This window comes from Candidatus Salinivivens marinus (genome assembly GCF_965655845.1).
Lineage (GTDB): Bacteria > Pseudomonadota > Alphaproteobacteria > Rhodobacterales > Rhodobacteraceae > Salinivivens > Salinivivens marinus.
On the sequence record NZ_CBFHHX010000001.1, the window covers coordinates 16,839 to 30,430 of the forward strand.

General features: G+C 38.7%; 15 protein-coding genes. 9 read left to right on the plus strand and 6 right to left on the minus strand.

Annotated elements, in window-relative coordinates:
* Positions 1-58 precede the first annotated feature (58 nt).
* Positions 59-268, minus strand: coding sequence for a hypothetical protein (locus ACTF5Q_RS00140; RefSeq protein ID WP_438952715.1), 210 nt, complete (start codon positions 266-268; stop codon positions 59-61).
* Between ACTF5Q_RS00140 and infC the strand changes: the two genes are divergently transcribed.
* Complete coding sequence (infC, locus tag ACTF5Q_RS00145) at positions 165-626, plus strand: translation initiation factor IF-3 (protein ID WP_438953073.1); 462 nt, start codon at positions 165-167, stop codon at positions 624-626. The genes ACTF5Q_RS00140 and infC overlap by 104 nt on opposite strands.
* Positions 627-636: 10 nt before the next feature.
* Here the strand turns inward: infC and ACTF5Q_RS00150 are convergent, their stop codons facing one another.
* Both ACTF5Q_RS00150 and ACTF5Q_RS00155 read right to left on the minus strand, forming a co-directional pair.
* Positions 637-1,641, minus strand: coding sequence for a molybdopterin-binding protein (locus ACTF5Q_RS00150; RefSeq protein WP_438952716.1), 1,005 nt, complete (start codon positions 1,639-1,641; stop codon positions 637-639).
* Complete coding sequence (locus ACTF5Q_RS00155) at positions 1,638-2,618, minus strand: XdhC family protein (protein WP_438952717.1); 981 nt, start codon at positions 2,616-2,618, stop codon at positions 1,638-1,640. Before ACTF5Q_RS00155 ends, ACTF5Q_RS00150 begins: the two co-directional genes overlap by 4 nt.
* Positions 2,619-2,842: 224 nt before the next feature.
* Here ACTF5Q_RS00155 and pyrC point away from each other — a divergent pair, with 224 nt between their 5' ends.
* From pyrC to ACTF5Q_RS00170, 3 genes are all read left to right on the plus strand, one after another.
* Entirely contained in the window at positions 2,843-3,889 is a 1,047-nt protein-coding gene (gene pyrC / locus ACTF5Q_RS00160; RefSeq protein WP_438952718.1) for a dihydroorotase, read from the plus strand.
* Positions 3,890-3,909: 20 nt separating this feature from the next.
* On the plus strand, positions 3,910-4,584 hold the full coding sequence (locus ACTF5Q_RS00165; protein WP_438952719.1) for an orotate phosphoribosyltransferase: 675 nt from the start codon (positions 3,910-3,912) through the stop codon (positions 4,582-4,584).
* A gap of 144 nt (positions 4,585-4,728) precedes the next feature.
* Complete coding sequence (locus ACTF5Q_RS00170; RefSeq protein WP_438952720.1) at positions 4,729-6,216, plus strand: replicative DNA helicase; 1,488 nt, start codon at positions 4,729-4,731, stop codon at positions 6,214-6,216.
* A gap of 6 nt (positions 6,217-6,222) precedes the next feature.
* On the opposite strand, the gene ACTF5Q_RS00175 is transcribed toward ACTF5Q_RS00170, so the two are convergent.
* Together ACTF5Q_RS00175 and ACTF5Q_RS00180 are read right to left on the minus strand one after the other, a co-directional pair.
* Positions 6,223-6,492 (minus strand): hypothetical protein, encoded by a 270-nt coding sequence (locus ACTF5Q_RS00175; RefSeq protein WP_438952721.1) that lies wholly within the window; start codon positions 6,490-6,492, stop codon positions 6,223-6,225.
* Positions 6,479-9,274, minus strand: a complete 2,796-nt coding sequence (locus ACTF5Q_RS00180) for a glutamine-synthetase adenylyltransferase (protein WP_438952722.1) — start codon at positions 9,272-9,274, stop codon at positions 6,479-6,481. Before ACTF5Q_RS00180 ends, ACTF5Q_RS00175 begins: the two co-directional genes overlap by 14 nt.
* A gap of 190 nt (positions 9,275-9,464) precedes the next feature.
* Here ACTF5Q_RS00180 and ACTF5Q_RS00185 point away from each other — a divergent pair, with 190 nt between their 5' ends.
* From ACTF5Q_RS00185 to ACTF5Q_RS00205, 5 genes are all read left to right on the plus strand, one after another.
* On the plus strand, positions 9,465-10,277 hold the full coding sequence (locus tag ACTF5Q_RS00185; protein WP_438952723.1) for an arginyltransferase: 813 nt from the start codon (positions 9,465-9,467) through the stop codon (positions 10,275-10,277).
* Between the two features lie 67 nt (positions 10,278-10,344).
* Complete coding sequence (locus ACTF5Q_RS00190) at positions 10,345-10,707, plus strand: SUF system Fe-S cluster assembly protein (RefSeq protein ID WP_153691049.1); 363 nt, start codon at positions 10,345-10,347, stop codon at positions 10,705-10,707.
* A gap of 8 nt (positions 10,708-10,715) precedes the next feature.
* A complete protein-coding gene (locus ACTF5Q_RS00195; protein ID WP_438952724.1) occupies positions 10,716-11,066 on the plus strand; it encodes a HesB/IscA family protein in 351 nt (116 codons plus the stop codon).
* Positions 11,067-11,165: 99 nt separating this feature from the next.
* Positions 11,166-11,909 carry a triose-phosphate isomerase gene (gene tpiA, locus ACTF5Q_RS00200; protein ID WP_438952725.1) on the plus strand — a complete coding sequence of 248 codons (744 nt, stop codon included), beginning with the start codon at positions 11,166-11,168 and terminating at the stop codon, positions 11,907-11,909.
* Positions 11,910-12,035: 126 nt separating this feature from the next.
* Positions 12,036-13,112, plus strand: coding sequence for a cytochrome P450 (locus ACTF5Q_RS00205; RefSeq protein ID WP_438952726.1), 1,077 nt, complete (start codon positions 12,036-12,038; stop codon positions 13,110-13,112).
* Here the strand turns inward: ACTF5Q_RS00205 and ACTF5Q_RS00210 are convergent.
* Positions 13,090-13,578, minus strand: coding sequence for an Lrp/AsnC family transcriptional regulator (locus ACTF5Q_RS00210; RefSeq protein ID WP_438952727.1), 489 nt, complete (start codon positions 13,576-13,578; stop codon positions 13,090-13,092). The two genes, ACTF5Q_RS00205 and ACTF5Q_RS00210, sit on opposite strands and share 23 nt — an antisense overlap.
* Positions 13,579-13,592: the final 14 nt, after the last annotated feature.

A 13,592-nucleotide genomic window follows, 5' to 3' on the forward strand; every position in this document is an offset into this window, starting at 1 on the left:
TATCAATGAACTCTTGAAACCTCAGACACACCTCGCTATCTCTACCAACACTTGTTCGTTATATAAGGAAGAAATCAATAGTTCGAAGACCGCACAGTGCCCCACCCTCTCGCGATACAGGCCCGAGAGTAAACGAGAACATAATATGCCCAGAGATAAGACTGATAGGAAGCGATGGCGATAATGTAGGGGTAGTTAGCCCTGAAAGAGCTCTCGAACTATCTGACGAAGCCGGGCTAGACTTAGTCGAAATTTCACCTAATGCCAATCCTCCAGTCTGTAAGATTATGGACTATGGCAAATATAAATATGAACAACAGAAACGAGAGTCAGAGGCTCGTAAAAATCAAAAAATTATAGAAGTCAAAGAAATCAAGTTTAGACCCGGCACAGATACTCATGATTATGAAGTTAAAATGCGGAGTGTAACCAAGTTTCTCGAAAAAGGCGACAAAGTAAAGATTACACTAAGATTTCGCGGAAGAGAAATGGCTCATCAGGAGCTAGGACGAGAATTATTGGAGCGGATAGCAGCAGACATCGAAGGTTTTGGCAAAATAGAAAATATACCAAAAATGGAAGGTCGCCAAATGACTATGATGATTGGACCAACCTCTTCTAAATAGATATTCGTGCTTATTTTTGGGTTTCAGACTTTAATCTAGGCATTGGTCGTAAGCTGTTTTCTTTAAGGAGACCGCCTACCCCCATTCGAGCAAAGTCGTATTCGCTCGGAATTTGACCACAAACTACTCTGGACAATACCCAATCTGCACCGTTCGTTGCAGGAGACTTGGCGCAACCTGGTAAGCCAATGATTGGCTTATCGGATAAAAGACCTAGGAACAGAAGATTACCAGGATCTACGGGGATGCCGAACCTCAAAATCTTCCCTCCAAGAGATTTTACTGCCATCGGAGCTACATCCGAAATATCGGATGTAGCAGATGCAGTTAATATAAGAATTATATCACTTGCAGCGTCAGCAATAGCTTCCTTTAAATTATCTTCGTGATGCGGAACATCTTTGTTTACACTTAATGATAAACCCAAAGAATCCGTTCTTTTTTTAATTGCACTTAGTGACTTATCAGAAGTACCCCTAGAAATTTTTGTGGTAATCAAATGTGCCGATAAATATTTTGGTCTTTTCAACCTAATCGTTCCAGCTGCTAAACTAGCGACCTTCTCGAGATTAGAAGCAATCACTCCATAACTTATTATCTTTATTGTAGCTACGATTGAACCCTTAGTGACCTGAGAATAATTTGGTATTGTTGCAATCGTTATCATATTGTCAATAGAATTGGCTTTTATAAGGTTTTCTTCATCGAAAACTATAATTCCAGTCGTCCTGGCAAAAATATTAACACGACCAGTAAAAGCAATACTTTTTTTAAAATTCTCTGGCTCCGCCAAAAAATGGATATTTTCCGCAACCTTTGCGGCAGCTAAATTCTCCTCAGTATCATTATCTTCAAGCCTCGCAATGACGACCTCATCATACCCGAATTGAATTAACTGTCTGATATCTTTTTCGTCTAAAACTTTTCCCTTACGAAATCTATCTCTTCCACAAACCAATGAATGAGCTAATATGCCACCTGCAGCATATTTGGTTTGCACTGTTCCAAACTTCATTCTTTATGCTGCCTAAGTTTAGAAATTATCTCTGCAAGGATTGAAACTGCAATTTCAGCCGGGTTGCTAGCACCTATCTTGAGACCGATGGGCCCACTTATTCTTTTTGTGCTTTCTGGGCCAAAGCCTAACTTTTCCATTCTATCTTTTCGAGCAGCATGGGTTTTTTTGGATCCCAGTGCGCCAATATAAAATGCATTGCTATTTAAGGCGATTTTTAAGGCTGGGTCATCTAACTTAGGATCGTGTGTTAAAAGTACTATCGCAGTATTTCTATCAATGGATAGCTCGGAAAGAGCAGTATCCGGCCATTCCTCAATAATATTCTCCAAGTCAAAGCGATCAGAATTCGCAAAACCACTTCTAGAGTCGATCACAATTGGATCAAAATTTGCTATTCTTGAAAGTTTTACCAAGCTCTGTGCAATGTGAACGGCACCAACAATTACAATTCTAATTGGTGAACTGTGAACAGTTACAAAAACTTTATCTTCTTCCTCAAAACCGGACAATCCGCTAATTAAGCGTTTAAAAAAACTGTCTGTTTTTAGTTCGGTTTTGCCAGTATTAATGTCTACAACACATGCCACTGGAACTTTGTTTCGCCTTAATTCTACTAATCTTTTTAATGTTTCAATTGAAATTGAATGCCCAACTGGCTCAAGCATTACTCGAATTTTACCGCCACAAGCCAATCCAACCGAAAAAGCGTCTTCGTTACTTACACCATATTCGAGTAGTCTAATCTTTTTTGTGTTGATTGTCTCTTCTGCTTCGGACACAACTGCGTTTTCGATACATCCGCCCGATACTGAACCCTGCATCTTTCCATTTAAGCTGATAGCCATCTGTGCCCCCACCCGACGCGGGGCAGAACCCCAAGTTTCAACAACAGTTGCTAAAACCACCGGCTCACCGAGAGATGCCCAAGATAGAGCAATCTCTGGAATGTTGTCGCTTGAGTAGTTCGATTCCATTTTTAAATGTCCACATCTTTATGCATAAGAATTAGAATAATATCTCTCCCTACAGAGCTTTAACTGGATGTAGTCTTGCATAGAAAATTAAACAGACTTAAATTTAGGTTTTGTGCTATTTTAAGAAATATATTCAAGCCTATAAATGGCTTATGTTTTATAAATTAAATTAATTCCCTTTAATTTGTCTAGAAATAAACTTCAAAAGTGTGTAACCGAAAATCATGACAAAAGAGTTGGAAATAATTAAACCAGATGACTGGCATTTGCATCTGAGAGACGGAACAATTTTAAAGTCTGTACTTCCTTACACCTCAAAAATTTTTGGCCGATCTATCATAATGCCAAACCTAATACCTCCAATTACTACAGTCAAAGATGCGAACATGTATAAAAGTCGTATTATTGAGGCCCTCCCTGTTGATCATAGTTTTAAACCACTAATGACACTTTATTTAACCGAAACAATCGACGTAATGGATTTAGCAGAGGGCTTTGCTAAAAATTTAATTTCTGCGGTAAAGTTATATCCCGCTGGAGCAACAACTAATTCTTCGCTTGGGGTAAATGACTTTACGAGACTGCACAAAGTTTTTGAAAAAATGGAAGAAATTGGCTGCATTTTATGTGTTCATGGCGAAATAGTAGACCCTGACGTTGATATATTTGACCGAGAGCACGTGTTTATTGAGAGAGTTCTTGATCCGATTATACGGACTTTTCCGAACCTTAAAGTGGTTATGGAGCACGTAACTACTGAAGAGGCAGTAAATTACATTAAAACTTCAAAAGAAAACGTAGCAGCAACGATCACAACTCATCATCTCGTAATGAATCGTAATTTCATGTTAGCTGGTGGTATCAAACCTCATTACTATTGCTTGCCGGTAGCCAAAAGAGAGAAACATCGAGTAGCACTGTTAAACGCCGCTGTCTCGGGTAATTCATCATTTTTCTTAGGCACGGATAGTGCACCTCATTTTGATAGTCAAAAAGAAAGTTCCTGTGGCTGTGCAGGGTGTTTTACTGCGCCAAATACTTTACCAATCCTAGCACAAGTATTTGAGCAAGAAAGTCTACTAAAACAACTTGAAAAATTTGTTAGTATAAATGGTGCAAATTTTTATAACCTACCCGTAAATAGTGAACATATAAAGTTAGTAAAAGAAAAAAATCCAGTAGAGTTTCCCAACAAAATATCTACTCCAGAGGGTAATATAACCGTATTCGATCCAGGTTTTCCACTATACTGGTCTGTCAAATCTAAATAGAGAATTTTAAAGGTTAACAAATGATACCATCATCTTACATACCGGATAATGAAATTGCCAAGCTTTCTGCCCGTATGTTAATAGAAATAGGAGCTATTGGCTTCAATTCAGAAACACCTTACAAATTGGCATCTGGACTACCTAGCCCTACTTACGTTGATTGCCGAAAACTTATATCTTTTGCCAGAATTAGAGCCACGCTTATGGACTTTTTGACGGTCAAAATTCTACGTGACGTTGGAATGGAAAAGATAGATAACATCGCTGGCGGCGAGACCGCAGGCATTCCGTTCGCCGCATTAGTTGCTGAAAGAATGGGTTTGCCAATGACCTACGTTAGAAAAAAACCAAAGGGCTACGGGAAAAATGCGCGTATTGAGGGCGTTATTAATTCCGATCAGACTGTCCTTTTGGTTGAAGATCTCGCAACGGATGGCGGTTCAAAAGTATCATTTGTAGAAGCTATCAGACAAACTGGTGCCACTTGTAACGATACAGCAGTATTATTTTATTATGATATATTTTCTGAAGCTCCGGCTATATTTAAAGAGAATAACATTAAGCTACATTTTTTATGTACCTGGTGGGATATTTTAGAGGAAGTAAAATTACAAAAGACCTTCACCTCTAGCACAATAGAAGAGGTTGAAAAGTTTTTAAATTCACCCCGTGAATGGCAAAACGAGCGCCTTTAATCGGTATACAATCTTCTTAACTGACTAGGGCTCAATTCGTCCTAAGCTGCTTCAAATAATTCACAAAGTATCCACAGAATTATACAATTTGCCCAGCTTTGATCATTAGTGTATGCATCGAGTAACCTAGTTAGAGAACCACTAATGAACACCGTCACTGCAATCAATCCCACCGGAGCAGAAATTCATTCTCCTGAAACTATGCCGCACTCCATAGAAGCAGAGCAGCAACTTTTGGGAGCAATCCTTAGCAACAATGAGGTATTCGATAGAGCAGATTCCTTAATAACATCAGAACATTTTTTTGACCCGGTTCATGCTAATATTTACGAGGTTGCATCTGGGAGAATAAAAAAAAATAGCATTGCCTCACCTGTGACATTAACTACCTTTTTGAAAGATGATCCAGGTTTAAACGAACTTGGAGGCGCAAGCTACCTTGCTAAATTAGCGGCCTCAGCAGTCGCGGGTTTTGCGGTCCAGGATTATGCTCAATTAATTTATGACTTGGCTATTCGACGGCAACTTATTCTTCTGGGGAAAGATATCTCTGAGCGAGCTCAAAAAATGGACATTGATCAGGAGCCCAGAGAACAAATTGTGGATGCAGAGCAAGCACTATATCAATTGGGAGAAGCTGGGAAGACAGACAGTGGATTTAAATCGTTTTTAAAAGCTGTAACTGATGCCGTCGATATAGCTAATGCTGCCTTTCAGCGCGACGGAGGACTTGCGGGAATTTCAACTGGCTTCATTGATCTAGATAAGAAACTGGGCGGCCTTCACAAGTCAGATTTGTTAATTCTGGCAGGAAGACCTTCAATGGGCAAAACTTCATTAGCCACAAACATAGCTTATAATGTCGCCAAAACTTACAAGAAGGGCATATTGAAAGACGGAACAGAGGGCTCAATAAATGGTGGAGTAATAGGGTTTTTTTCTCTGGAAATGAGTGCAGAACAACTCGCTGCGAGAATTCTCTCAGAGGCAGCAGAAATTCCATCTGAAAATATTCGCAGGGGGGACATGACAGAGAAAGAATTTCGTCGGTTTGTTGATGCTGCAAAAGAACTAGAAAGTTGCCCATTGTTCATAGACGACACACCTGCGCTACCTATTTCCCAATTAGCAGCAAGGGCACGCCGCCTAAAAAGAAAACATGGTTTAGACGTAATGATAGTAGATTATCTTCAACTCGTAAGGCCTGCCTCTTCCAAAGATAGCAGGGTGAATGAAGTTTCTGAAATAACACAAGGTATGAAAGCTATCGCAAAAGAACTAAACATACCCGTTATTGCTCTCTCTCAGCTCAGTAGGCAGGTAGAGTCTAGAGATGATAAGAGGCCCCAATTATCAGATTTGAGAGAGTCAGGTTCCATTGAACAAGACGCTGACGTCGTAATGTTTGTATTTCGTGAAGAATATTACAAAGAGCGTGAAAAACCAAGTGATCAAGATCTTGAGAATATGGCAAAGTGGCAATCTGAAATGGAGCACCTTCATGGTCGTGCTGAACTTATAATTGGAAAGCAACGGCATGGACCAATAGGAACAATTGAACTAAGTTTTGAAGGTCAATTCACGAGATTTGGCAACATAGCTAGGGCTTGGCAAAATGAATTAGATAGATAAGCTTTCTTAATTTGTAAGGCGACCTTTCCTCCCACCACGCCTTATGGGGCTTACTGTCTTTATCAAACCCTCTCTCAAGGTAACTAACATTGGATGCTCTTGTTTGTCCCCATATTGTTCTAGAAGTAACGGTATTGTTTTCCAAGCATCAGCTTCATTCGGCAAACTTAGTGCCCAATCTAAAAAGATTGATCTACACTCCTCTATCGTAATTCCCTCAATATTGAAGCTTTCTCTAATGAGTGCCTTAGGGTCATTGTGATCACCTTTCATCATAAACCTCTTTTGGGTTTGGCAAAATGTTACCAATAATCTCTGCAGATTTAGTGGTCATTTCTCTTATTTTTTCAAAAAATAGAGGAAGGCTTTGCGTATCGGTATGTTGCAACAAAAGTTCCTCGCCATTTGCTCCAAGTTCACTGTCCAGATTATCTTCGTTTGATAGCAACTTCGATAAGATCTGCACATCCGTTAATATTTCGTAAGTATTAATCAGGTACTTCAAGTCTTCAGCACAAATTTTTTTCAATTTAAACAACGCATTCAATCCGCTATGAACACCAGAAACTCTCTCATTACTCAAAATAATGCCCATTTGAGAAACTAACTCGATATCTTGAAGTTTGCCCTGCCCCAATTTCAAGCTCCAGTTTTCATTCATAGATTGCGAGGCGTATAATCTTTTTCTCATAATAGAAAGACCAGACATCACTTTTTCATCTGATCTTAAAGTTTTTAAACTTTCACAAAACTTGGAGACATCCTTTTGCAAACCTTTTGGTCCAGCAATTATTGTGGCATTGACCAGTGCAAGATGCTCCCACACCCATGCCTCTGAGATTTGATAATGCTTGAATGCTTCCCACGATGTTGCAACTGGCCCTTGATTTCCAGATGGCCTTAACCTCATATCGACCTGAAATAAACTTATTTCAGTCATTGGGGCACCAATAGCGGCCACCATAGACTTTGTAAGCCTCGCATAGTAGGTTCTTGAATCTATTGACTTTTCTCCTGATGATAATTCTACACCAGCAGCGTCATAAATGAGTATCAGATCAAGATCCGATTTAGAATGAAGCCGTTTTCTTCCTAAGGATCCTAATCCAATTAATACGGCTCCTCGACCAGGCGCCGGACCATACTTTTTAGCAAACTGCTTGTTAACCAAACACCACAATTCTTTTAGCGTGGCTAGAGCCAATTCACCATACTGGCCTGTAGCCATTTCGGGAGTTATTACGCCCCTTAGTAAATGCACACCAATCCTGAAATGCCATTCCCTTCCCCATCTTCGAGATGCATTCAATTGGCTTTCATAGTCCTGTTCCCGTGCAATTGTATTTGCTAAATCTTGGCTAAGAGATTTTTCTCCTGGCCATTGACTCCAGAAAGAACCTCCAATCACAGCATCTAAAACTTGAACATTAACAGATAGATATTCAGATAAAGCATCCGATGAAGATATTATATCGATAAAAAGATCAATAAGTTGTCTGTTTGTATTAAATAATGAAAATAGCTGAACTCCAGCTGGCAGTAAGGATAAAAACTTATCAAAAGATATTAGTGCGCGATCAGCATCAACTGCATTTGACAATTTTTCCAATATGATTGGTTGTATCTTTAAAAATAATGCTTCAGCTCGGGCTGTCCTGAGCGCAGGATAAGATGGCCACCTGCTTATAAGATCATGTCTATATGTTTTACCCTCCGGAAAAACTGTTTTGGGGATAGAGCCTTCTTCAGGATTGAAAAATGATTCCGTAAGATCATGAACAGATTTTAATGCATTTATAATTTTCTCTTTGAATACAGTACGATCTAACATCAGAAAGTTAGCCAAACGTAAAAATCCATCATCCGTTTGAGGCAATGTATGAGTTTGTGCATCATTGACCATTTGTAACAAATGCTCAACCTTACGAAGAAATCGGTAGTGCTCAGCTAATCTTTTTGAAGTATCTGTAGAAACCCAACCCTTTTCAGCCAGTTTCGCTAGCGCAACGAGAGTTTCAGCGACCTGTAAGTCAGGATCCCTTCCACCCACAATTAACTGACGAGTTTGTGTAAAAAATTCAATATCGCGTATCCCACCCAAACCAAGCTTAACGTCATGACCAAGAATACTTGAAATTGTTTTTAACTCGATTTTTCTTTGGTATCTTATGCGAATGCTATGTGCATCCTCTATTGCAGCAAAATCAAGATATTTGCGCCATACAAATGGATACAATGCTGCTAGGAACTTAACCGCTATTGGACTAGATCCCGCGCAATATCTTGCTTTTATATAAGCAGCCCGCTCCCATGTTCGACCTAAGGCCTCATAGTACTTCTCTGCTGCCTCAAATCCAATACAAACAGGGTTTACAGATGGGTCCGGGCGTAATCTTAGATCAGTACGGAAAACATATCCATGTTCTGTTGTCTCAGATAAAATCTTAGTCACTCCCTTTATAACAGAAATTGCAGCTTTCCGTGTTTCAAAGAGATCTTTTTCGGCCAATTTTTCATCATCAAAGAAGCATACAAGGTCAATATCAGATGAATAATTTAGCTCTCGAGCTCCCAACTTTCCCATTGCCAGAATGAAAATACCGATCTGTTCAGCATCATTAAAATTTTTTAATTTTGAAAACTTTCTCTCGGCTATGATTGACTCAATAGCAGTTTTTAAAGCTACCTTTACGCTAAAATCTGCAAACTCAGACAGACATTTACTAACATCTTCTAATTGCCAGTTTCCAGACAAATCCTGCAGCGCTGTCCAAAGCGCAATTCGCCCTTTTGCAATCCGCAAGCTCTTAGTTACATCAGAGCTCTGCAATACTTCACTAATGATCTCCGCTTCAGGACTTTTAGTTGAAGTCAAAGCATTTTTGATCCAGTTAATTTCTTTTTTTACTAAACCATAAAGAAAGGGGCTACACCCCGACATACCCGCAATTAAATCCTGTAAACGTTCGTCAAAATCAGGAAATAAAGATCTGATTTCATAAATAATAGTTTCATCTGCAGTAACGGGACTGTTTGAAGTATTTTTAATTTGTAGCATTAATATAAATTAAGAAATTTTTTATCTGGTATTATATCTAACATATAAATTTGATCTAATCAGCAAATAATAAAGATGTTTGATGCTACAACTTGAATTTTCAAGTGTTAGAGTTTTTTAAATAAAATGTTTCTGCGCATACGCGTGCCTCTCCATTGCCATGTTTGAATAAGATTGCTACTGTAATGTTATGAGACACTCTCTTCCCATAGCCCCACAGTTTTATGTGACAGCACCACAGGCGTGCCCATATCTAGATGACAGACAGGAAAGAAAGTTATTTGCTGCACTCCAAGGTGACGAAGCGCAAAGTTTGAATAATTGCCTATCTAAGCAGGGATTTCGTAGATCTCAAAATGTATTGTACCGACCTACATGCTTAGATTGTGCTGCATGTTTATCAGCCCGTGTAGAGGTTAAAGAGTTTTTTCCTAACAAATCACAAAAAAGAACTTTTAAGACAAATCACGATATATCAAGGCGGGCAAAATCTCCTTGGGCAACAGATGAGCAGTTTGAACTCTTTAAGCGTTACCTGGACGACAGGCATGCAAGTGGTGGCATGGCCGAAATGGACGTATTTGAGTTCGCAGCAATGATTGAAGAAACACCCGTTGAAACACGGGTTATAGAATACGAACTTGATAGAAAACTAGTAGCGGCGTGCTTAACAGACCTCGTCGATGATGGTTTAAGCATGGTCTACTCATTTTACGATCCTGCTTTAGCCAAGCATTCTTTAGGCACTTACGTAGTTTTAGATCATATAATGTTAGCTAGGGAACTAGATTTAAACTATGTATATTTAGGTTATTGGGTGCCAGGCAGCTCTAAGATGGGATATAAATCTAAGTTCAGTGGGCTGGAAGTGTACCACGAAAAAAAATGGAAGAAATTAAAAGATATTCCTAATGTATCTTCCGAACTTCACCCTCTAAATACCGCTCCAGTAGCAGCGCAAGTTTCAGAATTAGATTTTCCAGGTTCCGAAGCAGTACGGTAAAGTTATTGTCTGGACGTTTAAGTTTTAATTACTTATAACTTTACTCAGAAATAGATAGGTATGGTTAATGTCTGACGCCTCAAATCCAATGGAAGGAACACCTTTAATACCTCCCTCTTCTACGGACCATTCATTGTATGAGACCGTTGTAGAGGGTTGTAGAACTGTTTATGATCCAGAAATACCAGTAAATATCTACGATTTAGGTCTTATCTATACTATTGATATTAACAATGAAAACGACGTGAAAATCATAATGACGCTTACGGCACCGGGTTGCCCTGTTGCAGGAGAGATGCCAGGGTGGGTGTCAGATGCTATAGAACCCATAGCTGGAATAAGAAAAGTCGACGTAGAATTAATCTGGGAACCGCCATGGGGAATGGATATGATGAGTGATGAAGCAAAACTTGAGTTAGGTTTCATGTAGAGGTAAGTATGTTCTCAATTCCAAACAAACCACCTATTTCACTGACACCACGCGCAGTTTCTCATATTAAATTACTTATGGATAACTCTGATGCACTCGCCCTTCGAGTTGGAGTTAAAAAAGGCGGATGTGCTGGAATGGAATATACAATCGAGTATGTTACAGAATTGGATAAAAACGATGAAGTAATTGAACAGGACGGTGTTCGAATTTCAATTGCACCTACAGCTCAAATGTTTTTATTTGGAACCGAGATAGATTATGAAACTTCGCTGCTAGAGAGCGCTTTCAAATTTAATAATCCAAATGTTTCTGAAGCATGTGGATGCGGCGAAAGTATCAAATTCAAGGATATTTAAACAAATAACATATGAGCTTACTTACTAAACGTTAAGTGGAGTTGAAGATGTAATTCATCAGCCTATAAAAAAAACAAGAAAAGATCGACTGGGGTCACCATGAGGAAGATAGTTGCTGGAAATTGGAAAATGAACGGCACAAGCAAAAATTTGTCAGAGATAAAAAAAATATCTGATGAATTTGCAAGGTCGGAAGTAGAAATTATTGTTTGTCCTCCTTACACTCTTTTATCTGCTGCAAAAGAACTAGCAAAAAATATTAATATCGGCGCACAGAACTTACATTCAGAAAGTTCAGGAGCCTTCACCGGTGAAATTAGTGCTGAAATGTTGGTCGATCTTGGCATTACACACTCGATAATTGGACACTCAGAGCGCAGAACTGAACACAATGAAACCTATCAAATAATTGCGCGTAAAGTTAAAACTTCTTTAGAACAAAATTTACAGACAATTATTTGTATTGGTGAAAGCGAGCTTCAGAAAAAAGAAAATAAAACGCTAGCAGTATTGAGGCAACAGCTTTTCGAGTCAATACAAGGCTGCATGAATTTAGGAAAAATCATTATTGCTTATGAGCCAATATGGGCGATAGGAACCGGTTTGACCCCTAAGGCCAATGAAATATCAAAAACTCACGAATCTATTAGAGAAAACTTAACTGAATTATGTGGATCAAAGGCATCAGATATTCCAATACTTTATGGTGGTTCAGTAAATGGATCTAACGTTTTTGAAATTTTTAACGTTCCTAACGTAAATGGTGCTCTTGTTGGTGGAGCATCACTTTCTTTTGATAAATTTGCTCCTATAATAAGGGCACTCGAAGATACCAATTGCTGATTTTCTAATCTTGAAATGCAGTTAATTTCACAAAACCCAACTGATGAAGACTTTATTCAAGATCCCTATAAGTTTTACAAAAATTTTGTATCAACCGACGGTCTATATTATTGGAATGAATACAATATGCCCGCCGTTTTTGATGCTGCCGGTCAGGAGCTTTTGTTCAAAGACAAAAGGTTTGGTCGCGAAAAGTTAAAAAACCGGTCAAATAACGATGAGAAACATTTAAAAGCATTTAACCATGTAGAATCAAACTCAATGCTAGAACTCGAACCGCCAAAGCACACTCGATTAAGAGGTCTGGTCTTGCGTGCATTCACAACTAGAAAAATTAATACAATGCAACCTGAGATTGCTGCACTTTCGTATAAACTTCTGGATGATCTCAAAAGTAATAACGTAGATATCCTCAAAGGGTTCGCCACCCAATTACCAGTTATAGTAATTGCTCGCTTACTTGGCGTTCCTGAAACTATGGCGCAAGATTTACTTAGTTGGTCGAATGACATGGTTATGATGTATCAAGCGCGCAGGACGAAAGAATTGGAGATTAAAGCTAATTCATCGACAAAAGAATTCGTAAGCTTTATGGAAAAATACATTGAAGAAAAGAGATATAAACCTGAAGATGATCTAATTTCTCATCTTATTGCCGCAGAGCAAGAGGGCGAAAAACTTACAAAAGATGAATTAATATCTACCTGTATATTACTCTTGAATGCCGGACACGAGGCAACAGTCCATACGGTGGGAAACGGTATAAAAGCAATCCTTGAGCACGGCAAAGATAGAAATTATCTAAGACCTAAGTACATCAATTCGACAGTAGAGGAAATCTTACGATACGATCCGCCTTTACATATGTTCACGAGATACGCCTATGAAGATGTCATTTTTAGAAATCATAAATTTAAATGTGGCGATCAAGTAGCTTTGGTAATAGGAGCAGCAGGAAGAGACGAAAGAATCTGGGCATCCCCCAACAAATTCGACCCATTTCGGCAAATCAAAAAAAATCTCTCATTTGGGAGCGGAATTCACTTTTGTGTTGGCGCTCCGTTAGCACGATTAGAATTAGTTACTGCGTTACCGATTATATTTAAAAAGTTTCCTAATATCAGAATTTTAGACCAGCCAATTTACTCTAACTTGTATCATTTTCATGGTCTGCAGATGCTTAACGTATCCCTGCAAAATTAATATCGCCAAGTGGCAATTGAACAGTGCTTTTAATTTCTTCCATCGACAAAAGTGCTGTAACATTGTGAACTTTTACTTCAGAAATCAAAGCTTGGTAAAATTCATCATACGCCCGCGCATTTTTAACTCTTACTTTCAGTATATAATCTATATCACCCGCCAGCCGATGAGCCTCTTGTACTTGAGGCCTATTTTTTAGAGCCTGCAGAAAGTTTTCTTGCCATTCCAAATCATGCTCACTTGTTCTAATCATAACAAAAAAACAAGCGTCAAAACCAAGTTTGTCAGCGTTGAGTATTGATACAGTATCTCCAATTATACCATAATCTTTCATTTTTTTAATTCGATTCCAAACCGGTGTTTTAGATGAAAAAACCTTTTTAGCTATTTCATCCAGCGATTGACCAGCATCAATCTGTAATTCTGATAATATTTTTCTATCGGTATCATCTAAACGAAATGACATATATTTTCTCTGAG

Excerpts from the sequence above, each read along its gene's own strand:
- ACTF5Q_RS00180 (WP_438952722.1), bottom strand. The coding sequence starts at position 9,274 with ATGCTACAAATTAAAAATACTTCAAACAGTCCCGTTACTGCAGATGAA.
- ACTF5Q_RS00185 (WP_438952723.1), top strand. The coding sequence starts at position 9,465 with ATGAGACACTCTCTTCCCATAGCCCCACAGTTTTATGTGACAGCACCA.
- ACTF5Q_RS00155 (WP_438952717.1), bottom strand. The coding sequence starts at position 2,618 with ATGGAATCGAACTACTCAAGCGACAACATTCCAGAGATTGCTCTATCT.
- ACTF5Q_RS00170 (WP_438952720.1), top strand. The coding sequence starts at position 4,729 with ATGAACACCGTCACTGCAATCAATCCCACCGGAGCAGAAATTCATTCT.
- ACTF5Q_RS00210 (WP_438952727.1), bottom strand. The coding sequence starts at position 13,578 with ATGTCATTTCGTTTAGATGATACCGATAGAAAAATATTATCAGAATTA.
- tpiA (WP_438952725.1), top strand. The coding sequence starts at position 11,166 with ATGAGGAAGATAGTTGCTGGAAATTGGAAAATGAACGGCACAAGCAAA.
- ACTF5Q_RS00190 (WP_153691049.1), top strand. The coding sequence starts at position 10,345 with ATGTCTGACGCCTCAAATCCAATGGAAGGAACACCTTTAATACCTCCC.
- pyrC (WP_438952718.1), top strand. The coding sequence starts at position 2,843 with ATGACAAAAGAGTTGGAAATAATTAAACCAGATGACTGGCATTTGCAT.
- ACTF5Q_RS00195 (WP_438952724.1), top strand. The coding sequence starts at position 10,716 with ATGTTCTCAATTCCAAACAAACCACCTATTTCACTGACACCACGCGCA.
- ACTF5Q_RS00165 (WP_438952719.1), top strand. The coding sequence starts at position 3,910 with ATGATACCATCATCTTACATACCGGATAATGAAATTGCCAAGCTTTCT.
- ACTF5Q_RS00205 (WP_438952726.1), top strand. The coding sequence starts at position 12,036 with ATGCCCGCCGTTTTTGATGCTGCCGGTCAGGAGCTTTTGTTCAAAGAC.
- ACTF5Q_RS00150 (WP_438952716.1), bottom strand. The coding sequence starts at position 1,641 with ATGAAGTTTGGAACAGTGCAAACCAAATATGCTGCAGGTGGCATATTA.
- ACTF5Q_RS00175 (WP_438952721.1), bottom strand. The coding sequence starts at position 6,492 with ATGATGAAAGGTGATCACAATGACCCTAAGGCACTCATTAGAGAAAGC.